Source organism: Shewanella sp. 10N.286.45.A1, from assembly GCF_041470405.1.
Lineage (GTDB): Bacteria > Pseudomonadota > Gammaproteobacteria > Enterobacterales > Shewanellaceae > Shewanella.
Genome location: NZ_JBFRMK010000118.1, coordinates 1 through 22,091 on the forward strand (window position 1 = coordinate 1; position 22,091 = coordinate 22,091).

At 43.3% G+C, this 22,091-nt stretch carries 22 protein-coding genes; 3 read left to right on the top strand and 19 right to left on the bottom strand.

Annotated features, from left to right (window positions below; genetic code table 11):
• Window positions 1–59: 59 nt before the first annotated feature.
• From pdxJ to rpoE, 10 genes are all read right to left on the bottom strand, one after another.
• Entirely contained in the window at window positions 60–797 is a 738-nt protein-coding gene (gene pdxJ, locus AB4238_RS09825; protein WP_372033275.1) for a pyridoxine 5'-phosphate synthase, read from the bottom strand.
• A 111-nt stretch (window positions 798–908) separates the two neighbouring features.
• Window positions 909–1,622: a DNA repair protein RecO gene (recO, locus tag AB4238_RS09830; protein ID WP_372033277.1), complete on the bottom strand. Its 714-nt coding sequence runs from the start codon at window positions 1,620–1,622 to the stop codon at window positions 909–911.
• A 167-nt stretch (window positions 1,623–1,789) separates the two neighbouring features.
• Window positions 1,790–2,782: a GTPase Era gene (gene era, locus AB4238_RS09835; RefSeq protein WP_372033279.1), complete on the bottom strand. Its 993-nt coding sequence runs from the start codon at window positions 2,780–2,782 to the stop codon at window positions 1,790–1,792.
• Window positions 2,779–3,456 carry a ribonuclease III gene (rnc, locus tag AB4238_RS09840; RefSeq protein WP_372033281.1) on the bottom strand — a complete coding sequence of 226 codons (678 nt, stop codon included), beginning with the start codon at window positions 3,454–3,456 and terminating at the stop codon, window positions 2,779–2,781. The genes era and rnc overlap by 4 nt, the downstream gene beginning before the upstream one ends.
• 1 nt (window position 3,457) lies before the next feature.
• A complete protein-coding gene (gene lepB / locus AB4238_RS09845; RefSeq protein WP_372033283.1) occupies window positions 3,458–4,375 on the bottom strand; it encodes a signal peptidase I in 918 nt (305 codons plus the stop codon).
• Window positions 4,376–4,512: 137 nt separating this feature from the next.
• Window positions 4,513–6,303: a translation elongation factor 4 gene (gene lepA / locus AB4238_RS09850; RefSeq protein ID WP_372033285.1), complete on the bottom strand. Its 1,791-nt coding sequence runs from the start codon at window positions 6,301–6,303 to the stop codon at window positions 4,513–4,515.
• A 132-nt stretch (window positions 6,304–6,435) separates the two neighbouring features.
• Window positions 6,436–6,900 (bottom strand): SoxR reducing system RseC family protein, encoded by a 465-nt coding sequence (locus AB4238_RS09855; protein ID WP_372033287.1) that lies wholly within the window; start codon window positions 6,898–6,900, stop codon window positions 6,436–6,438.
• 13 nt (window positions 6,901–6,913) lie between these two features.
• Window positions 6,914–7,846, bottom strand: coding sequence for a MucB/RseB C-terminal domain-containing protein (locus tag AB4238_RS09860; protein WP_371989334.1), 933 nt, complete (start codon window positions 7,844–7,846; stop codon window positions 6,914–6,916).
• Window positions 7,847–7,858: 12 nt separating this feature from the next.
• Entirely contained in the window at window positions 7,859–8,461 is a 603-nt protein-coding gene (locus tag AB4238_RS09865; RefSeq protein ID WP_372033289.1) for a sigma-E factor negative regulatory protein, read from the bottom strand.
• 26 nt (window positions 8,462–8,487) lie between these two features.
• Entirely contained in the window at window positions 8,488–9,066 is a 579-nt protein-coding gene (gene rpoE / locus AB4238_RS09870; protein ID WP_202720438.1) for an RNA polymerase sigma factor RpoE, read from the bottom strand.
• Window positions 9,067–9,494: 428 nt separating this feature from the next.
• Here rpoE and nadB point away from each other — a divergent pair, with 428 nt between their 5' ends.
• The gene (gene nadB, locus AB4238_RS09875) at window positions 9,495–11,105 is read left to right on the top strand and encodes an L-aspartate oxidase (protein ID WP_372033291.1); all 1,611 of its coding nucleotides are present in this window, start codon (window positions 9,495–9,497) and stop codon (window positions 11,103–11,105) included.
• A gap of 5 nt (window positions 11,106–11,110) precedes the next feature.
• On the opposite strand, the gene AB4238_RS09880 is transcribed toward nadB, so the two are convergent.
• From AB4238_RS09880 to rppH, 9 genes are all read right to left on the bottom strand, one after another.
• Complete coding sequence (locus tag AB4238_RS09880; RefSeq protein ID WP_372033293.1) at window positions 11,111–11,548, bottom strand: protein YgfX; 438 nt, start codon at window positions 11,546–11,548, stop codon at window positions 11,111–11,113.
• A complete protein-coding gene (locus AB4238_RS09885; protein WP_372033307.1) occupies window positions 11,517–11,768 on the bottom strand; it encodes a succinate dehydrogenase assembly factor 2 in 252 nt (83 codons plus the stop codon). The genes AB4238_RS09880 and AB4238_RS09885 overlap by 32 nt, the downstream gene beginning before the upstream one ends.
• 82 nt (window positions 11,769–11,850) lie before the next feature.
• The gene (nhaR, locus tag AB4238_RS09890; RefSeq protein ID WP_372033295.1) at window positions 11,851–12,759 is read right to left on the bottom strand and encodes a transcriptional activator NhaR; all 909 of its coding nucleotides are present in this window, start codon (window positions 12,757–12,759) and stop codon (window positions 11,851–11,853) included.
• 56 nt (window positions 12,760–12,815) lie between these two features.
• Window positions 12,816–13,199 (bottom strand): hypothetical protein, encoded by a 384-nt coding sequence (locus AB4238_RS09895; protein ID WP_220739007.1) that lies wholly within the window; start codon window positions 13,197–13,199, stop codon window positions 12,816–12,818.
• Window positions 13,196–14,371 (bottom strand): Na+/H+ antiporter NhaA, encoded by a 1,176-nt coding sequence (nhaA, locus tag AB4238_RS09900; RefSeq protein ID WP_372033297.1) that lies wholly within the window; start codon window positions 14,369–14,371, stop codon window positions 13,196–13,198. Before nhaA ends, AB4238_RS09895 begins: the two co-directional genes overlap by 4 nt.
• A gap of 324 nt (window positions 14,372–14,695) precedes the next feature.
• A complete protein-coding gene (locus AB4238_RS09905) occupies window positions 14,696–15,547 on the bottom strand; it encodes a thymidylate synthase (protein WP_372033299.1) in 852 nt (283 codons plus the stop codon).
• Between the two features lie 85 nt (window positions 15,548–15,632).
• Window positions 15,633–16,373: a sulfite exporter TauE/SafE family protein gene (locus tag AB4238_RS09910; RefSeq protein ID WP_372033309.1), complete on the bottom strand. Its 741-nt coding sequence runs from the start codon at window positions 16,371–16,373 to the stop codon at window positions 15,633–15,635.
• 160 nt (window positions 16,374–16,533) lie between these two features.
• Window positions 16,534–18,771, bottom strand: coding sequence for a phosphoenolpyruvate--protein phosphotransferase (gene ptsP, locus AB4238_RS09915; protein ID WP_372033301.1), 2,238 nt, complete (start codon window positions 18,769–18,771; stop codon window positions 16,534–16,536).
• Window positions 18,772–18,790: 19 nt separating this feature from the next.
• Window positions 18,791–19,312, bottom strand: a complete 522-nt coding sequence (gene rppH / locus AB4238_RS09920; RefSeq protein WP_372033303.1) for an RNA pyrophosphohydrolase — start codon at window positions 19,310–19,312, stop codon at window positions 18,791–18,793.
• A 691-nt stretch (window positions 19,313–20,003) separates the two neighbouring features.
• Here rppH and mutH point away from each other — a divergent pair.
• Window positions 20,004–20,675 (top strand): DNA mismatch repair endonuclease MutH, encoded by a 672-nt coding sequence (mutH, locus tag AB4238_RS09925; RefSeq protein WP_372033305.1) that lies wholly within the window; start codon window positions 20,004–20,006, stop codon window positions 20,673–20,675.
• A gap of 123 nt (window positions 20,676–20,798) precedes the next feature.
• On the top strand, window positions 20,799–21,875 hold the full coding sequence (locus AB4238_RS09930) for an adenylate/guanylate cyclase domain-containing protein (protein ID WP_372033311.1): 1,077 nt from the start codon (window positions 20,799–20,801) through the stop codon (window positions 21,873–21,875).
• The last annotated feature ends 216 nt before the right edge of the window (window positions 21,876–22,091 follow it).

Sequence of the window (22,091 nt, forward strand, 5' to 3'; positions counted from 1 at the left end):
TAATGCAATTGGTATTAGTGCCATGCTCGGCTTTTTAAATCACAGTCGCAAGCTACGGTTTACTCGCCTCGGCGACCTTCTACCATCAACTGTTTCATATCACGTACCGCAGTCGCTAAACCATCAATCGCGGCGCGGGCGATAATCGCGTGACCAATATTGAGCTCATATAACTCAGGAATAGCAGCTATTGGCTTAACGTTATGGTAATGCAGACCGTGGCCAGCATTCACAACGAGGCCTTTCCCATGAGCATATGTCGCCATGGTGCTAATACGGTTAAGTTCAGCTGCAGCTTCAGCATCAGTTTCGGCGTCAGCATAGCAACCAGTATGGATCTCGATCACTGGCGCTCCAACGGTTACGGCAGCATCAATTTGTGTTTTATCAGCGTCGATAAACAAAGAGACCTTAATACCCTCGTTGGTTAAGCGTGTTACAGCGGCTGCAATCTTATCTTGCTGACCAGCAACATCAAGACCACCTTCAGTAGTAAGCTCTTCTCGCTTCTCTGGCACTAGACACACATAAGCAGGCTTAATCTCGCAGGCAATATCAAGCATCTCTTCGGTGACAGCCATCTCAAAATTCATCCGTGTCTTAAGCGTTTTCGCTAAGGTATATACGTCTCTATCGATAATATGGCGACGATCTTCACGCAGATGAATAGTAATGCCTTCAGCGCCAGCATGTTCGGCGACTGCGGCAGCATGAACAGGATCGGGATAGTTAGTACCGCGAGCTTGGCGTAGAGTCGCAATGTGGTCAATGTTAACGCCCAGTAGGATCCGGCTCATATATGTTCCTTGATTAAACGATATTATAAAACCGCTATTGTACTGTGAGATTTAGCGTATAGCCAGCGAGTGAGCAGCTATATACCGTTGAATTATTTGAGTGAAACTGAGTTAGCTTCTTGGCGTCATTTTAGCAGAACTGGCGTTCTTCTTAATAAACAAACTACGCGAGTGCAGCGGCTTATCACCCAATGTTGGTGCCAACAATTGTCGCATCAACTTTTTAGCTTCGGCAAAGTGCTCAGCCGACAACGTCTGTTGTTTAAGTGCAAATAGCATCTCGCCAGTGAAGAATTTATGCTGATTATATTGTGTCGCTATCACCGGCATAAAACCATGTTCAAGTTCAAGTCGATAAAAACCACTGGCCGTCATCTCAGCACCAGATGGATCATACTCAAGCGACGGCATGGTACCTAACTCTTGTAGTAACGCTAGTTCAAAATAACGTAATTGACTTTGATTAAACGCCTTTGCCATAGCTATCAATGTTTGGTGATAGTTAAAAAACAGCTCTTCAGCGCTATGCTGCACCGTTAAGCAGCGAATAAGCAATTCGTTAAGGTACAAGCCTGAGTACAGGCAATCACCCGTTAGCGGCACAGCAGGGCTTGCAGCTTCAACTTGCTTTAAGTTTTTAAGATCTGACTTACCTTGCAACTGAAAAATGAGCGGTTGAAATGGCTGCACGATGCTGCGAATAGAGTTCTTACTGCTGCCAAGTCGAGCAACAGCATCAACGCGCCCTCTGCCATCAACCAATAAGTTGACCAGCACACTCGATTCACGAAAGGGTCTAGTATGAAGAACGTAGCCACGCTCCATGATTATTTTATTCCGCTTAGTAAATTGATAGAACTAACAGTAACCATCATAAATCCAATTGAGTGCTAATACCAATGCCGCTCAAATAGCCAATACAGCAGCTTAAGCCGCTTACAAAAATGCCCCTTTCTATTGCTAAAAAGAGGCATTATTCAGCGATGTAACTGTTACTCTTCGCCGTAACCTAAGCTTCGAAGTGCACGCTCATCATCAGCCCAACCCGACTTGACCTTCACCCACATCTCTAAGAATACTTTGTTATCAAACAAGACTTCCATATCAACGCGAGCAGCAGAGCTTATCTTTTTGATGCGCTCTCCCTTGTTTCCAATAACCATGCGTTTCTGTGTTTCTCGCTCAACGAGGACTAACGCATTGATCTGGTAAACGCCATTTTCCATCATCTTGAACTGCTCAATTTCAACAGTACAATCGTATGGAAGTTCATCGCCCAAAAAGCGCATTAACTTTTCGCGAACGATCTCAGAGGCCATAAACTTCTGTGAACGGTCAGTGACATAATCTTCAGGGAAGAAATGTGGAGACTCAGGCACAGACTCAACAGACATATCTAAAATCCGCTGCACATTAGTACCTTGCGTCGCAGAGATAGGTAAGATCTCATCGAATTCAAACTTCTTCGATAACTCTTCAAGGTAAGGGAATAGTGCTTCCTTATCCTTGATATTATCGACTTTGTTGATAGCTAGAACGGTTTTACGACCATCATTACGACTCTGTAGCTTACGCAGAACCATTTCATCATCTGGCGTCCAATTCATACCATCAACGACAAATACCACTAAGCTAACTTCAGCCAAAGAGCTCGCAGCAGCACGGTTCATTAACCGGTTAATGGCACGTTTTTCTTCCATGTGAAGACCGGGCGTATCAATAAACACCACCTGACGTGGGCCGTCAGTATGAATACCCATAATACGATGACGCGTCGTCTGTGGCTTTTTAGAAGTAATACTGATTTTCTGGCCTAACAATTTGTTAAGCAAGGTTGATTTACCGACGTTTGGTCGGCCAACAATCGCCACCATACCGCAATAAGTTACCGCATACTTTACTGCAGATGAAGGGTTATTCATCTGTGCGAGTAAGTCGTCTAGACTCGGCTCATTGCTCTCGGGTAAATCTTTTTCGTTACTCATTTCTTAATTAACTCCAACACTTGAGCGGCTGCACTTTGCTCTGCTTTTCTGCGTGAACTAGCAACCCCGACAACGGCTTGTCTCAAGTCTTCTACAACACATTCAACGGTGAAGGTTTGCTCATGGGCATCACCTTCAGTATGGACGACTTTATAGATTGGCAGCGGTTTTCTAAACTTCTGCAAATGTTCTTGAAGTAACGTCTTTGGATCTTTCTGGTTAATTGGTTCTATTACTTGCAAGCGCGATGCATACCAGTTGAGCACCAATTTACGGCATTTCTCAATATCTGAATCCAGGTAGATAGCGCCAATGATGGCTTCTACCGCATCGGCCAATATAGACTCACGTCTAAACCCACCGCTTTTTAATTCACCAGGACCAAGTTTTAGGTAATCACCTAGCTTGAACTCTATGGCTATCTCAGCCAACATTTTCCCACAGACTAACGTGGCACGCATTCGGCTCAAGTCACCTTCCGTCGCCTTAGGAAACTGATGATATAGCGCGTCGGAAATCACAATAGACAAGATTGAGTCACCCAAAAACTCGAGTCTCTCATTATGTTTATTAGAGGCGCTTCTGTGTGTTAGCGCCTGATCTAACAATGCTTGCTCAGCAAACTCGTAACCCAAGGTACGACATAGTCTAGGGATATTTTTAATCGGTTCCATATTACACAATTCCGCCTACACGGTTAAAACGAACCCCTGTTGGGATCCAAGCTGGCAAAAAGTCAGCCTGTGTTCTGTCAAACTCAAAGCTTATCCAAATTGCGACAGCCTTACCGACGAGGTTATGCTCAGGCACAAAGCCCCAAAAGCGACTATCGGTACTGTTATCGCGGTTATCACCCATTGCAAAGTATTGACCTTCTGGCACGATAAACTCAGTCAACGGTACATTCTCCTGGCGGTGATAGTAGTTGATCATATCTGGTCGTGACGGGTTGATTAAAATGTCATGAGTCACATCACCAATTTGCTCTTTAAAGCGTAACAATGGCGTACCGTCTTGCGAAAACTCGCCACGGTTTACTGACACTCTTTCAACCGCTTTTAGCTCTGGGCAAGGACTCTGTCCTTCAGCACAAGCAGCTTGGATATAAAGCTGTTTATTGCGGTAAACAATGCGGTCGCCCGGCAAACCTACAATACGCTTGATATAATCAATCTGTGGGTTTTCTGGGTATTTAAAGACAGCCACATCACCACGCTCAGGCTTACCGGTTTCTTTTAACGTTGTGCGCCAAACAGGATCTTTAATCCCGTAGCTAAACTTTTCTACCAGAATAAAGTCACCAACGAGTAATGTCGGCATCATTGAGCCTGATGGGATCTGAAAAGGCTCATAAATAAAAGAGCGTAAAATAAGCACGAATGCGATAACAGGAAAGATAGACTTTGAAGTTTCAACAAACGCCGACTCTCGCAGTATCACTTCTGCATTCTCTTCACTTAACTCAGCTTCAGCAGCTTGAGCCAATGCCAACTTCTCACGGCGCTTTGGGGCGAATACTAGCGCATCTGCCATCCAAACAAGGCCACTGCCTAAGGTGACCAAAACTAAAATTAGCGAAAAATAGGCTGCCATTATTAATTAACTCCTGCCAAACATAATTAGGTTACGACAAACGTGTCGATGTCCCTATGGTTATACGCCAGTAATGAAAGCGCCGCAAACTGCGGCGCAAAGTCTAGCGATATATTAACAAATCTTAACGAATAAACTTAATCGTTAAGCTTCAACACTGCTAAAAACGCTTCTTGTGGAACTTCTACGTTACCCACTTGCTTCATGCGTTTCTTACCGTCTTTTTGCTTCTGCAGTAACTTTTTCTTACGTGATACGTCACCGCCGTAACACTTAGCCGTTACGTCTTTACGCATCGCCTTAATTGATGAGCGAGCAATAATCTGGCTACCGACAGCTGCTTGAACTGCAATATCAAACATCTGACGTGGAATAAGTTCTTTCATCTTATTCACAAGAGCAAGACCTTTAGTACGGATCAATCCTTTATGAATGATCATCGCCAACGCATCAACTCTGTCACCATTAATAAGAATATCAAGGCGTACCATGTCTGCAGGTTCAAAGCGGACAAAGTTATATTCAAGCGATGCATAACCGCGACTGGTTGATTTTAGACGATCAAAGAAGTCCATCACCACTTCTGCCATTGGCAATTCGTAAGTGAGTGCAACTTGGTTACCGTGATAAACCAGGTTAGTTTGTACACCACGTTTTTCAACACACAGAGTAATGACGTTACCTAAATACTCTTTAGGTACTAAAATATTAGTCTCTACAATTGGCTCACGCATCTCTTCGATGTTATTAATCGCAGGTAGATCCGATGGGTTATCGACATAAATAGTCTCGCCATTGGTCTGGACGATCTCATACACTACCGTAGGTGCTGTAGTAATAAGCTCTAGGTTATATTCACGCTCTAGACGTTCTTGAATAATCTCCATGTGGAGCAGACCCAAGAAACCAATACGGAAACCAAAACCGAGTGCCGATGATGTTTCAGGCTCGAAAAACAATGAAGCATCATTCAAGCTCAGCTTGTTAAGCGCATCACGGAAGCTTTCGTAATCATCAGTAGAAATAGGGAATAGACCCGCGTATACCTGCGGTTTAACTTTCTTAAAACCTGGTAATGGTTCAAGTGCGCCATGCTTTGCATGAGTCAGCGTATCACCTACTGGTGCGCCGTGGATCTCTTTAATACCCGCGATAACAAAACCCACTTCGCCAGTTTTCAACTCTGGAGTATCAGTTTGTTTCGGGGTAAATATCCCCACACGGTCAGCAGTATGAGTCTGACCTGTAGACATAACTTTAAACTTGTCGCCCTTCTTTAATACGCCATTTTTAATACGTACTAAAGATACAACGCCTAAGTAACTATCAAACCAAGAGTCAATAATTAGCGCTTGTAGCGGCCCTTCTTCATTACCTTCAGGTGGCGGGATCTGCTCAACAATCACTTCCAGCACATCTTTAATGCCGACACCTGTTTTGGCCGAGCAACGCACAGCATCTGCCGCTTCAATGCCTACAATATCTTCAATCTCTTCAGCAACACGATCAGGATCAGCCTGCGGTAGATCGATTTTGTTCAAAACTGGAACAACGTCCATATCCATTTCAAGCGCGGTATAACAGTTCGCTAGAGTTTGCGCTTCGACACCTTGGCCCGCGTCAACCACCAATAGCGCGCCTTCACAAGCCGCTAAAGAACGTGATACTTCATAGGAAAAATCGACGTGACCAGGCGTATCAATAAAGTTAAGTTGGTAAGTCTCACCATCATTAGCTTTGTAGTCCAAAGTAACACTTTGCGCTTTAATCGTAATACCGCGCTCACGCTCAATGTCCATTGAGTCAAGAACCTGCGCGGCCATTTCGCGATCGGTTAAGCCACCGCATTCATGAATAAGGCGATCTGAGAGTGTTGATTTGCCGTGGTCAATATGGGCAATAATTGAAAAGTTTCTAATATGCTTCATTATGCTGGGATGACTTAACTCGAAGTTGAAAAGAATTTTTAAGGTGCAGAATTGTACCCGATTGCGGCTTTAATACCAATTTTTATCATGCTTTTGAATTGGAAAGTTATGCCAGAAGCCAAGTATCTGCGGTTATTGCGCTATATCTATAGGCTTACCAAGTGATTTTATAATGATTGGTTGCGCCTTTTCTTCTAACGCCTTAGCAAATTTCTTTCCTAAGGCCCAAGAAGCGACACCACCAACTAATGCAAAAGCAATAGACAACAAGTCTTGACTCACTTCTATGCCTGTAGCCAATAAGTTACCAGTATAAGCACCGATGAAAAAACCGACTAGAGGCAGGATGTAAACCAACATCGCGGCTTTTAGAATAACGCTTTCCGGAAGACCGAGTTTTAAGCGTTCTCCAGTTGCAAAAGCACGTTCGGTTTGAATAGAAAAACGCTGAACCTTTGGTGAAAAGGCTTTAGCAACGGCTGAGGTACCGCATGAATCACTGCTGTCGCAGTGATTACAAGCACTCTTCATCTCAACTTCTACAACGACCCAGCCAGAGTTACTGTTAGCGACAACTTTGGCAACCTCTTCCATCATGGTGATAAACCTTTTACTGCAACATAATGCTTTGAGCAATGCGGCTTAACGTTTCGGCGGGCACTTTACCTACAGCAACAACCTCTGCATTACCAACACGTTCAGTAGCAAGCGATAAACCGTTACGGGTAACCAATTCATCTGGAAGCGGCGCATCGCCTGCTTTAGCAACATAAACCGAGATGCTGGCAAGGCCATCACTAATCGCAATGTACTCTACAGCTTCTTTGCTACCAATTAATCGATGCTGATCTTTTACCAGCACTTTAAAGCCTTTCGGTAACCAACCAAACTTCCAATCTTCACCTGCTGCACGTTCAGATTGCGCCATTACTGCCGGCCACTCCTGCTTGTGCGCCTCCTTAAGTATAGATGGCACCTCTTCTAAAACTAATAGCTCGACGACCATAAGCTGCTCTAACAGCTGCTTATCATTATTAATCATGTCGAATCGCAGCGGTAAGAAGGTGTCCATATCAAGCCAAACTTGATAACCATATCGATTATCATCGTTAGGTATGATGCGTACCAATTGTCCTGGTCGTCCTGCAATTCTGCTTCTACCACCTAATACAAACTGGTATCCAGCTTCTAGATTAGAGATATCATCAGCGAAAGCGGCAGGAATAACTCCTTGAATACGTTTTGCGTGAACACTATAAGCAGGTTGGTCATGCTCAATGAAAGTAACAGTATTACCAACTCGAACAGCATTCTTAGGCGGGCCATTTAGGTGTTCTAGAAATGCCACCTCTTGATCTTGAACTTTGCCATGAATATAAACCAAAGGACGAATATGATCGGCTTGAATTTGTATTAGGGATATTTTGAATTCTTGTTCGCGCAGTGCTTGGCTCATATTTTCAAGCCAAGCTTTGGCGGGCATATCTTCCCGCGCCATCGCGGGAAAACTCATGGCTAGAATAGCCAGTAGGATTAGACGCAAGCTAACTCCTTGTTACTGATTGACAGGTATCGTATCTACCTCTCTATTGTCCTCTATAACCGCACCATTATTCAATCTTTGTTGTAACATATGATCTTGAATGTAGGAGTTAATACGACGACGCTGATCAACGACTTGTTCATTAGTATAGCTTTGATTCTGCTGTACTGTGCCAGTCTGCAAGCTTACCGGTGATGCACTACCAATGAGAGGTCTAGTGTTCAAAACAGGTAAAGGAGAGTTATCTAGCAATGTCTCTTGGTTATAATTTTGCACACCAACCACTGCAACCATAGCAACGGTCGCTGCAATAGCATACTGCCCAAATTGCTTAAATAGTGGCACAACTTTACTTGAAGTAGGCTTTGTGGCCGCTTTAACAGCAGTTTGCTTAGGAGCAATAATAGCAGGCTCTTCATCAATCGCAGCCATGATACTAGCACTCAGATCAATCGATACTGCTTGTGGCAGTTCGCCACGCATCGCATCACCAATCATATGATAATCACGCCACTGCTCATGTGAATCTGCATCAGCTGCTAATTCAGCTAACGTTTGCTCGTCGAGTTCACCATCGACAGCAGCAGATACCCATTCCTGACCTAATTTATCCATTGTTCACCTATCTTTTTTCAAGGGTGCTAGCGTTCTAGCAACGGCTTAAGCTTTTTATCAATCGCCTCACGTGCTCTGAAGATCCGTGATCTTACAGTACCAACGGGGCAATCCATGACATTAGCAATCTCTTCGTAACTCATACCATCAAGTTCTCTAAGTGAGATTGCCATTTTCAATTCTTCTGGCAATGTGTCTAAAGTGTCGAAAACGACCTTTTGAATCTCATCTGACAAAACGAGTCGCTCTGGAGATGCAAACTCCTTTAACGCATCGCTGCCATCATAGTATTCAGCTTCTTCAGCATCGACATCATTCGCGGGCGCTCTACGCCCTTGTGCGACCAGATGATTCTTTGCAGTATTAACTGCAATGCGATACAACCATGTGTAAAACGCACTTTCGCCCCTAAAGTTCGGTAACGCTCGATATGCTTTTATAAAAGCTTCTTGCGACACATCTGCAACATCGGCCTGATTTCGTACATAACGCGATATCAGATTCGCGACCTTGTTTTGATATTTTTGTACTAAAAGGTTAAAAGCGTTCTTATCACCACGCTGCACGCGCTCAACTAATTGTTGATCACTTATTTGTCCACTCATCCGAGCCGACTACTCCTAAATCTAATACTGATTTCTCAGCCGCTCGAATCATATTCACTTATGTAGACTAGCGAGTTTCAAAAAAGTTCTATAAAAATGTGAAAATGTGTCATTTTCTTTTTTTGGGAAGCAAACTTAAAAAGTTGATTACCTGAAAACATACCCATATAACACACCAAAATGCTGTCCATCTGCACTGAATGTTTTACTTGTTGAGTTAGCCATCACAAAAATCTGTTAATCACCCAGTTTTATCACGTTATATTTGATAATAAAAGCTGGCTTAAGGGCTACAGTGTTTACAAACAGTACTGAAAAATACTTAACGCTAATTAGATACAACAAGCAATATGCGAACTTGATAAGTATCCATAAACGGCATCTTGGTTTAACATAGTCCGAATTCCCAGATGACTCTATGATACCTGATGAAACAAGTAGTTGAACACCAATCTGATATTTTGGTTATTGGTAGTGGTGCTGCGGGGCTAACCCTTGCACTGCATCTCGCTGAAAAATCAAAAGTTATTTTACTTTCCAAAGGTCCTTTAAGCGAGGGTTCAACCTATTACGCTCAGGGTGGTATAGCCTCCGTTTTCGATGAAGAGGACACGATTGAGTCTCATGTCGCTGATACATTAGTCGCTGGAGCAGGGCTTTGTGACGAGCCAGTAGTCAAGTTTACAGCCGAAAATGCACGCGCATCGATGCAATGGCTGATTGATTGTGGCGTCGCCTTCGACAAAGAGGAAACTGCTGATGGCAGCGTAGAAAACGCGCCTTATCACTTAACACGTGAAGGTGGTCATAGTCATCGTCGGATACTGCATGCAGCCGATGCAACAGGTAAAGAAGTACAAGTTACCTTGCAAGAGCGAGCCAGTCGCCACCCAAATATCCAAGTGCTCGAACGTTATAATGCCATCGACTTGATTACGACTCGTAAACTAGAGAGGCCCGGTAACCGTGTACAAGGTGCCTATGTCTGGAATCGAGATTTAGAGCAAGTCGAAACAGTAAAAGCACGCTTTGTAGCATTAGCAACAGGTGGTAGCTCAAAAGTTTATCAATATACATCTAATCCAGATGTAGCTTCAGGCGATGGTATCGCCATGGCTTGGCGTTCAGGCTGCCGAGTTGCCAATATGGAGTTTAATCAATTCCACCCAACCTGCCTATATCATGCTGATGCACGCAACTTTTTGCTGACCGAAGCACTCAGGGGCGAAGGCGCCTATTTACGTCGCCCAGATGGCAGCCGCTTTATGCCAGAGTTTGATGACAGAGCAGAACTGGCACCGCGGGATATCGTCGCTAGAGCAATCGATTATGAGATGAAACGTTTAGGTTCTGATTGTGTCTATTTGGATATCACTCACAAACCCGCAGATTTTATTATTAAGCATTTCCCTACCATTCATAAACGCTGTTTAGAGTTTGGTATTGATATCACCACCGATCCGATACCAGTTGTACCTGCAGCCCACTATACCTGCGGCGGTGTGATGACAGATTTACACGGACAAACCGACCTCAACGGCTTATACGCTATTGGCGAAGTCGCATACACAGGTCTGCATGGAGCGAACCGTTTAGCCAGTAACTCGCTATTAGAGTGTTTAGTATTTGCTAGAGCGGCTGCAGAAGATATTGAAAGCCAGCTCGCTAAAATCCCTATGCCAGGCACATTGCCAGCTTGGGATGAAAGCCAAGTTTCGAACTCAGATGAAGAGGTGGTAATTGCCCATAACTGGCACGAATTACGCCTATTTATGTGGGATTATGTGGGTATTGTTCGTTCCGATAAACGTTTAGAGCGCGCGCTAAGACGCTGCGTGATGTTGCAGCAAGAGATCCAAGAATATTACAGTAACTTTAGAGTCAGTAATAATCTGCTAGAGCTACGTAACCTTGTACAAGTTGCCGAACTCATTATTCGCTGTGCCATGGAGCGTAAAGAGAGTCGCGGGCTGCATTACAACATTGATCATCCTGAGAAAGAAGCATCACCTAAGCCGACAATATTACAACCTAAGTAATCGGTTTACTTTAATCGATTTCGGTAAGCAAGCAGTAATAGACGACACAAATGACGGTAATTTGTGTCGTCTAACATATCTCGCCATACAACTAGCCTTTTTATCTCCTGCTCACAATCAACATTAAATATCACAGCAAAGGGCGTCACTATAGGTTTGCCTTTAACGATAAAGCTTTGTTGTTGATTCAGCTGCCCATGCCCGTCTGCCGATAAGATAAACTGGCAATTCCAGTTTCTTAAGCGCCAATACTGCCATGCAAAAAAACTACAACATAAGGTAAAAGTGAGTATTTTACTCACAAGGATAAAAAGCGACTCAGAATAGGGCCAGATTAAAAAGGAGGTTAAGCAAATGGCAGCGATAACGGTCAACGATAAGCGCTGACCGAAAGAGCTATAAAGGTTAAAGCTATGCTGCTGGGCGTCCACGAACTCTGACAATCATATCTGCAAACTCAGGGTTCTTACAAACTTCATGTCCCATAAACCAAGCAAACAATTCAGGGTCTTCACATTCAAGCAGCTTAACAAAAACCGCTTTGTCAGTATTCGACATCGCTTCATAATGTTTTTCAACAAAAGGCTGAAACAACACATCAAGCTCTAACATGCCTCGACGACAAGCCCATCTTACTCTTGCGATTTTCATGGGTTCTGGCATTGATTCCGACAAGTTTATTACTCCAATTTTTTACAGTGGCGCTAGTGTATACCCAAATGAGCTTTACTAGCAAAACATGTGATTATAGCTGCTTAACTTTTACGTCATTCCCGGCAAAGAGTTCAGAAAAGTCAGTATTCAATAGGCGCTTTACCGCAGGATGCTGGATCATGCGTTCAGCAAACATCACATGATAAACCTCTTTGACCTCGGTCGTTTCCCCAAGCAACATCATTCCACGGTCTAAGATATCTTGCTTATAAATAGACGGTGCTACAAATATCCCCTGCTTAAAAAAACCAAATGACTTCATCATCGCTGCGTCATCAAACTCACCAAGAATACTGATATTAAGATTTTTCTCATCAAACCAGCGCACTAACTGTTGGCCTAATGACGTTCCTCTACTTGGGATCAGTAATTTGCCTTGCTCTAAACATTCAGGAAATGCTTTTGAATAGCTTTCCGCTGAGAAAAAAGCAATACCACTCTCTCCCAATTGTTTAGATAAGATCTCGGGATATTTGAGGCTTTCACCAGCACAGTCAGACAAGATCATATCTAACTTATGCCCACGAAGTCGTTCCATTAAGCTTTCATGAGTTGCCTCATAACAGGCCAAATGCATCGAACCATCACTCGGGACTACAGACAATAACACTCTACTAGTGAGCGCCTTTGACAGTGCCGCTGCAATTCCAACCTCAAACAGAATATTTTCATCTTTTTGGTAGTTAAGCAGATCAAGCATTTCATAACTAAGACTAAACATCTTATCTGCGTACCGAAAGACTAACTCTCCCAACTCTGTAGGCTCTAAAGAACGACCAACACGCTTGAACAAACTTCCTTTTAAGCTACCTTCCAGCACTCGAATCTGACCGGTTACAGTTTGCGGTGTTAAGCATAACGCCTCAGCCGCTTTAGCCACTGAGCCTTTCTTTTGGATCATCCAAAAATAGTAGAGGTGATTATAGTTAAGATTTGCCATCTAAAATGCCGTTGTTGATATAAAAAGGGCTAGCACCTGTGCTAGCCCTTAAGGAGTTACTTCAGACGCTGACAATCCATTAGACTGAACATCGCGGTAGTAAGGTCATCAGTGGTTTCGATTTTGCCTACTTTAAACGCCTCCGCTAAACCAGATACCAGCGCATCTCGGTCGGGGATTCGGTTTTGACAAAAAGTACGATTAGCTTCTTGGAAGCGTTTGCCACCTCGATATTTCAACGCTCGAGACTCATAATCATTAGACTCTAAACGCTCGCCAACCGCGGCACCTTTATACATAAGCGCGCCATCAACAATACCTTCTAGATAGTTCTGACAATGTGCATCATTGATATCTAAGTTACACGCTTCAATCTGTGAAGCGGAAGCGGTCGCAGTAAAACCTAAACCCAGTACCAACGCTATTAGTGCAATCCTCATGCTTTCTCTCCTTTTTCAGGCAATACTTTAGACAACCAGAAGTAACCAATCACCGCTGATGCAATTGAGCCTAACAAGATCCCTAGTCGAGCATAGTCACCATACATCGCCCCTTCTCCCACAAATGCGAGTGAAGAGATAAACATCGACATGGTGAAACCGATACCACACATTACAGAGACTGGAATAATCTGCTTCCAACCCACACCATCAGGCAATACAGCAAGTTTAAGTTTCACAGCGACAAAGCTAAATAACATAATACCCAATGGCTTACCGACTAGAAGACCTAACGCAATGCCCAACGGCACTGGCGATAACAATGAACTTAAGCTCATGCCGCTTAAATCAACACCTGCGTTTGCAAACGCAAAAATAGGCAAGATGATAAATGTGCTCCAAGGATGCAAGCTATGCTCTAAGCTCTCAGAAGGCGATGAACCATCTTTAGCACGTAACGGTATACAGAAAGCGATAATCACACCCGCTAACGTTGCATGCACGCCAGACTTAAGCACGGCAATCCACAAGATTAAACCTAATACTCCATAAGGGCCGAGCGCTGTTACACCTTTTCGATTCAGCCCTATCAAACCGACAATAGCCGCAGCGGCAACCACCAAGCTAATCGTCGATAAATCAGTACTATAAAATAGCGCGATAATCACCACGACGCCCAAATCATCAATAATGGCTAACGCAAGTAAGAAGACTTTTAGCGCAACTGGCACACGGCTACCCAGTAATGCCATAATACCTAAAGCAAATGCAATATCCGTAGCAGCAGGAATTGCCCAGCCCACTTGGGTAATAGGATCTGAGTAGTTAAATAGTAGATATACTCCGGCCGGGAACAACATGCCGCCAATCGCAGCAAAGGTAGGCAAAGAGGCTTGTGCTCTACTTGATAATGCACCTTCTAAAAGCTCTCGTTTAACTTCTAGACCAATAAGCATGAAGAACAACGCCATTAGTCCATCATTGATCCAGTGGATCAATGTCTTATCAATATCTAAACTACCGACACGCACCTGCATCTCAGTCTCAAGAAAGCCTTGATACATGCCTGATAAAGGTGAGTTTGCTAAAATCATTGCTAGCACAACAGCAATCATCAAAAGAATGCCGCCTGCTGACTCTTGGCTTAGAAAGTTCCTAATTGCCCGTTCCATATTACGCTCCATAAAATCTCAATGTAACGAGTGTAGCCGATTACTCTCAAGCTGAATAATCGTTTGCTTCAGTGTTAAACATCGGAATATCCGAGGTATTCAGTATGGACTTGAGATGACTAAATATCAATCAAAAACGAACATAAAGAATCAAGTGCAACTAAATGGCGCAGCATTGGCGGTGAAGCTATCTTTTTGAACTAAAAAACAACCTAGTTGACTGCTTACTTGCAAAAGCAAGCTGTAATATGTGACTAACTATGCATTTTTAAAAATAGACTCGCCTCGAATATTTCGACCAAAGCGAGTCATTAATCGCACTATTTAAACTGAGAACGGGTAACGGATCCCTTCATGATGCTCATAACCTGTCACTTCAAAGTCATCCATCGTCACCCAAGTTTCTAGATCTTCTAACGACTTGATGTCTGGGTTAATAGATAATTGAGGCGATGGAAATGGGTTACGTTTTAGTTGCACGTTTTGCATCAGCTCTAACTGGTCTTCATAAATGTGAGCATTAACTATTTTATGATACGCAGTACCCGCTTTGTGACCTGTTATCTGGGCGATTAATGCCAACAAGGCAAATACTTGCACCTGATTAAAGTTAAGACCTAGCGGCACATCACAAGAGCGTTGAAAACTAGTCAGGTGTAGAGTGTCACCCAGTAATGAGAAATTATGAGTGTGCATACAGGGTCTTAGGCACCCCATGTGAAATTCACCGGGATTATAAAAGCTTAGGATCTCTCCTCTATCATCAATCCCTTTAGAAAGGTTATCGACAATTTTACGCAATTGGTCAACCGAACCACCGTCAGGCTTGCTCCAACCACGCCCCTGTACACCATAAACCCGCCCCATATCATCAGCGCCCTTACGATGCGTGTTATTAAGCCAAGCTTGGTTGTCGTTTGCATTGGCATCCCATGTCTTGGCACCGATTTTACGAAAGTCGGCAGCGTTATCGTAACCACGGATATAGCCAAGCATCTCTGCAATCGCAGCTTTCCAAAAGCTTTTACGGGTCGTGATCAGTGGAAACTCATTTTTATCTACGTGGTAAACCAAGTCAGCATTAATCACAGTCAAGCAGCGTTTACCGGTACGACTATTCTCAACCCATGTGCCTTCATCAATGATCCTTTGACAAAGTTCTAAATACTGTTTCATTACTATTACCTATAAAAATAAAAACTTAAACCATATCGATATCAGTTTAAGGATGATAAAAAATCACTCGATTGTTGTTAAAGTCTTATGTTAATACCAGCTTTAAACCAACAAAAGCGAGGAACACTGCAAATATTTTTTTAAGTTTAGCTGTAGGCCAATTCGTGGCGGCCTTGGCACCTAACGGCGCAATAAGTATTGATGTAGTAGCAATCCCCACCAATGCAGGTAAATAAATAAAACCGACAGTGCCTTCAGGTAAGCTAGCAACATTCCAACCAGCTAGTGTATAACCAATACTACCAAATAGCGCGATCAGCAAACCTGTTGCTGATGAGAAACCAATCGCATAGCGCATCTGTAAACCACACCAAGTAAGAAACGGTATAAGTAATACGCCTCCGCCAATCCCCATTAAGCCAGCAATGATAGCAATTACAACAGCAGCCAAAAACAAGCTCATATTACTAGGCATTGAGTTATTAGCACTTGGACGGAAAGGAAACGCCATTTGAATCGCCATTAAAATAACAAACACAGCAAAAATCTGCTGTAAAAAACTGGCTTCAATCAACTCAGAGATAAATCCAGAACAGATAGCACCCAGAACAAAACCCGGCAGCATGGATCTAAAAAGCTGCCACGGGATGTTGTCGCGTTTGTGGTGAGCCCGAGCAGAAGATAAAGAGGTAAGAATAATCGCGGCCAGTGATGTTGCAATGGCAACATGAGGCAGATGCTCAGCAGGAATACCAACACTAGGCAAGATATGTAATAGCGCTGGCACCGCAATGAGTCCACCGCCAATGCCTAATAACCCAGCCATAAAGCCGATAACAGCACCAAGCGCCAAACATATGCTAAAGACAACCAGCCAAGTTTCCACGCCAACACCCTTAATTTTGTCTGTTAATGCCCAAAGCTTAAAGCAATCGACAGCGTTATAAAACAGCTAATTGGCTTATTACAAATTAGCGACTAGCAAATTAGTTAAGCAGCGCCATTAGGCCTCGTTCCTGACAATATTCAGTCACCAGCGCTTTAACCTCTTCACCAGAGCTCAGCTTAAGCACATCATCTAACAGCAGACTTAGCTCCTTCTTAGACACTCGCCTTAGTAAGTAGTTAATTCGCGATAAACTCGCTTGATTCATACTGAGTTGGTTGTAGCCCATCGCCACGAGTAATAGTGCTCCTGCTGGTTCGCCAGCGAATTCACCACATACACTTATAGGTAATTGGTTAGTGTCACAGCGCTCAATAGCGAATTTAAGCGCCCTTAGCACTCCAGGGTGGAAGCTATCAAAAAGTGCATTCACACTAGGGTTATTACGATCAACAGCCAGTAGATACTGAGTGAGGTCGTTTGAACCCACAGAGACAAAATCGACCCGCTTGGCCACTTCATCTAACTGATATAACAGCACCGGCACTTCTAGCATAATGCCGACTTTAGGCATTAGAATCGCCCTACCCAGCTCCGTCGTGAGCTCCTGATGAGCTTGCTCAAAATATACCAACGCTAGATCGATCTCTTCTAGATTGCTAACCATAGGTAATAAAACATGTAGCTGGTCGCTATCACTAGCCGCTTGTAACATCGCCCTTAACTGCACCAAAAAAAGCTCAGGATGATCTAGGCTCAACCGTATTCCGCGCCAACCAAGAAAGGGGTTATCTTCAACAATCGGAAAATAATCGAGTGGTTTGTCGCCGCCAACATCTAATGTGCGCATAACCACAGGTTTACCTTTCGCAGCATTCAATACCTTGCGATAAACCTCTAATTGCTCGGCCTCTCCAGGAAAACACTGTTTCAACATAAACAGGATCTCTGTGCGGTATAAGCCGATACCATCAGAGTCGCAACCTGTATCTGAGTCGATACTACTGATTAAGCCGCTATTGATATATAGATAGACCCGGTGACCATCGAGCGTCACAGTCGACAAAGGTAACTCAGCGGCATAACGACGTTGCAAGGCTTTTTCTGCCGCGATTAGGCTTCTATATTCAGATAAAATGGTCGAGGAGGGTTCGACTAATAACTGGCCTCGATTAGCGTTGATAACCACTTGGCGCTTATCAAGGCTGGCATTCAAAATACCGTTAACCCCAATAATTGCAGGCACGCCTAGCGCTCGCGCTAAAATAGCAGCATGGGAGTTTACCCCGCCAAGCTCAGTCACAATCCCAGCAAGCTTTTGCCTCGGGAACTCTGCAAGTAAAGTGGTACTGGCTTCTCGCACAATCAAAATAACTGGTGTTTCAGGCTCTAAGAAGATCTTTTCAGGTTCAATAAGCTGCCTAAGAACACGCAAACCAACATCTTTAATGTCACTTGCACGCTCTTTTAAATAGAGATCTTCCATATCATTAAAGTGAGCGATATAACGTTTAGAGACTCTACATACTGCGGTTTCAGCGCTCCAACCGAGACGGACTTCCTTAATGTACTCTCCAGCCAAGCTTGCTTTTTCAAGCAACAATAATAGTGCGGTAAAGATAGAAGCAGCCTCTTCATCTTTTTCCCTATCAAAGCGCTGGGATAAGTTACCTAAGGTATCCTTGCAGCGATTCATAGCTAGCTTAAGGCGAACTTCCTCTTGGGCAATACTGGCACTTTTACGTTCTTCTAGCTCAAATGAGAGCTGTCCACCAAGCAATAAAGCTTTAGCGATAGCAATACCTTTAGATGCCGATTTACCCTCGTAATAAAGGGGCTGTAGTGCGCCGTGATTAACTAATGCTCTACGCTTAAGGCCTTTTATTGCCATAGCGAGCTGTGCAGCCAAAGTCATTAAAAAAGCTTCTTCGCCCTCACTAAATTGTCGGGCGCGAGTCTGCTGTACAACAATGACACCGATAACTGACTTTTGGTAAACAATCGGCACGGCAAGAAATGCATTATAAGCTTCTTCGGAGACTTCAGGGATTAACTTAAAGCGGGGATGAGATGATGCATCAGCAAGGTTGACGGCTTCTTCGCGCTGGGCAACTAAGCCTACCAACCCTTGGGTCAGTGGTAGTTTTACTCGATTGACGGCGCTCTGCTCTAATCCATCAGTCGCAGATAGGATAAGTTGTTGCTCTTCTAAAACATAGACAGAGCAACACTCTGTCGCCATAGCTTGTTTTGTTTGCGTTACTAGTTGCTCCAGTGCGTATTCAAGATCGCGGGCTGAAGCAACAACTTGTGTGATATCCCTAAGTGTTTTTAGCACTAACACAAACCTCTCTTAACTAATTTCTGCGCATTCCTCTTCTTTTATAGTTCGACTCTTTAACCTGTAAAGGTAAAGTTGTCGGCGCAAACTCTTTCATGACTTTACGGTAGACATCCCGTTTAAATGAAACCACTTGTCTCACAGGATACCAATAACTGACCCAACGCCAATCATCAAATTCAGGATGACCACACGCATTAAGATCAATTGCATTTTCGTTACTTTTTAGCTGCAGCAAAAACCATTTCTGTTTTTGCCCAATACAAACGGGTTTACTATCTTGTCTGATCAATCGCTTAGGTAATCTATATCGTAACCAAGATCGTGTTGATGCTAGGATTTGCACATGTTCTGGCCTTAATCCTACTTCTTCGTATAATTCACGATACATGGCTTCTTCCGCTGACTCACCTTCATCAACGCCACCTTGAGGAAATTGCCAGGAATGTTGGCCAAACCTTCTAGCCCACATAACCTGCCCAGAGCGATTACAGATAATGATGCCCACATTTGCGCGAAAGCCGTCACTATCAATCACATGGACTCCAAACTTTTAAATATTAATGAATTGATTGTTTCATAAAGCTTGCGCCGCAGCAAATCTCTGTTTCGCATATTCGTTGGATAAATCAAACAAAAGACTAACTTTATCAACAGGCACAAAACCATAATTGCGATCATATCCACAGAATCTGTGGATATCTCTGTTGGAAACTCGATAAAACTATAAAAACCATCGCAGTAAGGAGCGACAACAAATTATTAGCGCCAAACAAAAAACACAGGTAAAACATTAAAAACCAACAACTTAAAACTACGCGCATTAATTTCAAAATAACCTGCAACCACAGTAGTACACTATTTAACCAGTCAATTTAAAAAGGAAAACTTAGCCGCTTTGATAATGATGTTATTCACAAGTGCAAGTATAACATGGCAAAAAAAAGCAAATAATCGCCACTAAATAGCATTGACAGATCACATTCATTACAGTAGTAATCAGAAAAGCGTAAGTTATCCAGTAAATCTGTGGATAACTATGTTGGAAAAATAGGGAAACTACAGGAGTAAGTTGAACAACTTATCTGGTACTGTAATAGGTAAAACCATTTTACCGTTTAATTTCATTACGTTACAGCATACTTAAGCATGAGCATTGTTAACTACAAATCCTTGCTCGAATTTTAACCGCATTTGCTAAACGCTAAAACTTCAGTAAAATCTGTGCTATGAAAAAATCAACACTACCTCCTAATAGCCTCGAAGAGCTTATGTCCCGTGCAGAAGCCATGGCAGGGCTAACACTCGGACAATTAGCAAACTATCATCAAGTTGAGATCCCAAAAGATCTAAAACGTCATAAAGGCTGGGTTGGCCAGTTAATAGAGCTAGAGCTTGGTGCGCTTGCTGGCTCAAAACCTGAACCTGACTTTATTCATCTAGGCATTGAGTTAAAGACCATTCCGGTCAACCAAGTCGGTAAAGTCTTAGAAACAACTTATGTTACCGTCGCACCATTGACTAACATTCTTGGTCTCACTTGGGAAAATAGTGTTGTTTGCCATAAATTACAGCAAGTGCTTTGGATCCCTGTTCAAGGTGCTAGAGAGATCCCACTACCAGCGCGCCAAATAGGTTCACCTGTTTTATGGAGCCCTTCCCTCGAAGAAGCTGCATTACTGAAACAAGATTGGGAAGAGATCATGGAGTTAATTGCTATCGGTAAGGTCGAAAGCATTACAGCTCGTCATGGCGAAGTGTTGCAATTACGTCCTAAAGCAGCCAACAGCCAAGTGCTCACTCAGAGTATTGATCACAATGGATCACAGTCTCAAACTAACCCGCGCGGTTTTTATTTGAAGACTCAATTTACCCAAAAGATCCTTTCTAGGCTACTTTGAGTAAATTTCGCTCCAAAACTCGCAGTCATTTGACTTAGATCACAAATACTACTGGATATAGTAAGGTGATTTTCTATAAACTAGCCCATCTTAAAAAAGTAGTAGTTGGATACACCTAAAACCGTGAGAGCCCGTATACAAGCGAAGAAGTTAGCCTTCGCTATTTTCGCTTGGACTGTAGCCATGGCGGCGTTCGTATTTTTCAGATACGCGCAGACTCCAGAACTTCCACAGTGGGCCATTGGTTCCGCTGATTTAGCGACGCTTTCAATTTACATGGGAATTATTTTTGGCAGCCTGCATTGGATGTCCAACCTCATTGCCGATTTCAGTGCGATTAACCGCCTCCCCTACGTATTCTCTGTCATATTTAAGGGGCTATTTCTTCTACTTGGTGCAACGACCCTTGCATATATCACGCAGTACTTAAATATGTGGGCTATTGAAAACCACATGACAACCTTAAGGCAGATGCTAACCGCGCATATTTTGTATAGCCCAGCATTCCAAGCGTTAATCGTGTATTTAGTCGTTGTAAGAGTGGGTCTAGCATTTATCGAGCAAATGGCGCTACTCGTCGGGCCAAGGGTTTTATTTAATATTGGTCTTGGTAAATACCATAAACCACGCTATGAACAGCGCTTATTTCTCTACCTGGATATGGTTGCCTCTACCACACACGCTGAGTCTTTAGGTGATTACCGTTTCAGCCGCTTGATCCAAGATAGTTTTAGTTTATTGGCAGATACAGTGACCAACAACGAAGCAGAGATCTATCGCTATATGGGTGATGCTGTTCTCATACATTGGCCGTTAAAAGATGGTATCAAGCAAGATCGCTGTTTCAATATTTATCACGAATTCTCACAACAATTAAGCTGGCAACGGCTGTATTTTGAAGAGCAGTATGGCTTTGTACCTAAATTTAAAGCCGCTGCCCATTGTGGTCAGGTCGTAGCTGCGGTTGTAGGTGTGCAGAAACAAGAGATTAGTTTCTTTAGCGATGTTCTTAATACCTTAGCAAGACTGCAAGATCAATGTAATCCACTGGGGCAAAGGATGCTGATCTCTGGCTCGTTAAAGTCTCGACTCGATTTTGCCGACACGCGCTATAACCTTAATAGCCTCGGGCCTATCAAACTTAAAGGAAAGCAGCACTCAATCGAAGTATTTGGTGTTACTCCTAAAGCACCTTCATAGTGCTTTTAAATACTTACAAATAAAGAGGCCGATACTTTGTATCGGCCTCTTTATTAGGGATTTTTGATCTTTCACGGTTGTTTTTGCCGCAGTTTATTGGCTATTTTGACAAGGCGGAGGCTATGCCGTTTAGTTATTCTCCACAAATAGTCTACAACACAGTAAAAATAGCCAAGAAACGCGGCCCTTTGGGTTCGATTCAATGCTTCTATTCTT

What these genes read in the sequence shown, in the direction of transcription:
- pdxJ (WP_372033275.1), bottom strand. Translation starts at nt 797, where the DNA reads ATGAGCCGGATCCTACTGGGCGTTAACATTGACCACATTGCGACTCTA.
- recO (WP_372033277.1), bottom strand. Translation starts at nt 1,622, where the DNA reads ATGGAGCGTGGCTACGTTCTTCATACTAGACCCTTTCGTGAATCGAGT.
- era (WP_372033279.1), bottom strand. Translation starts at nt 2,782, where the DNA reads ATGAGTAACGAAAAAGATTTACCCGAGAGCAATGAGCCGAGTCTAGAC.
- rnc (WP_372033281.1), bottom strand. Translation starts at nt 3,456, where the DNA reads ATGGAACCGATTAAAAATATCCCTAGACTATGTCGTACCTTGGGTTAC.
- lepB (WP_372033283.1), bottom strand. Translation starts at nt 4,375, where the DNA reads ATGGCAGCCTATTTTTCGCTAATTTTAGTTTTGGTCACCTTAGGCAGT.
- lepA (WP_372033285.1), bottom strand. Translation starts at nt 6,303, where the DNA reads ATGAAGCATATTAGAAACTTTTCAATTATTGCCCATATTGACCACGGC.
- AB4238_RS09855 (WP_372033287.1), bottom strand. Translation starts at nt 6,900, where the DNA reads ATGATGGAAGAGGTTGCCAAAGTTGTCGCTAACAGTAACTCTGGCTGG.
- AB4238_RS09865 (WP_372033289.1), bottom strand. Translation starts at nt 8,461, where the DNA reads ATGGATAAATTAGGTCAGGAATGGGTATCTGCTGCTGTCGATGGTGAA.
- rpoE (WP_202720438.1), bottom strand. Translation starts at nt 9,066, where the DNA reads ATGAGTGGACAAATAAGTGATCAACAATTAGTTGAGCGCGTGCAGCGT.
- nadB (WP_372033291.1), top strand. Translation starts at nt 9,495, where the DNA reads ATGAAACAAGTAGTTGAACACCAATCTGATATTTTGGTTATTGGTAGT.
- AB4238_RS09885 (WP_372033307.1), bottom strand. Translation starts at nt 11,768, where the DNA reads ATGCCAGAACCCATGAAAATCGCAAGAGTAAGATGGGCTTGTCGTCGA.
- nhaR (WP_372033295.1), bottom strand. Translation starts at nt 12,759, where the DNA reads ATGGCAAATCTTAACTATAATCACCTCTACTATTTTTGGATGATCCAA.
- AB4238_RS09895 (WP_220739007.1), bottom strand. Translation starts at nt 13,199, where the DNA reads ATGAGGATTGCACTAATAGCGTTGGTACTGGGTTTAGGTTTTACTGCG.
- nhaA (WP_372033297.1), bottom strand. Translation starts at nt 14,371, where the DNA reads ATGGAACGGGCAATTAGGAACTTTCTAAGCCAAGAGTCAGCAGGCGGC.
- AB4238_RS09905 (WP_372033299.1), bottom strand. Translation starts at nt 15,547, where the DNA reads ATGAAACAGTATTTAGAACTTTGTCAAAGGATCATTGATGAAGGCACA.
- AB4238_RS09910 (WP_372033309.1), bottom strand. Translation starts at nt 16,373, where the DNA reads ATGGCTGGGTTATTAGGCATTGGCGGTGGACTCATTGCGGTGCCAGCG.
- mutH (WP_372033305.1), top strand. Translation starts at nt 20,004, where the DNA reads ATGAAAAAATCAACACTACCTCCTAATAGCCTCGAAGAGCTTATGTCC.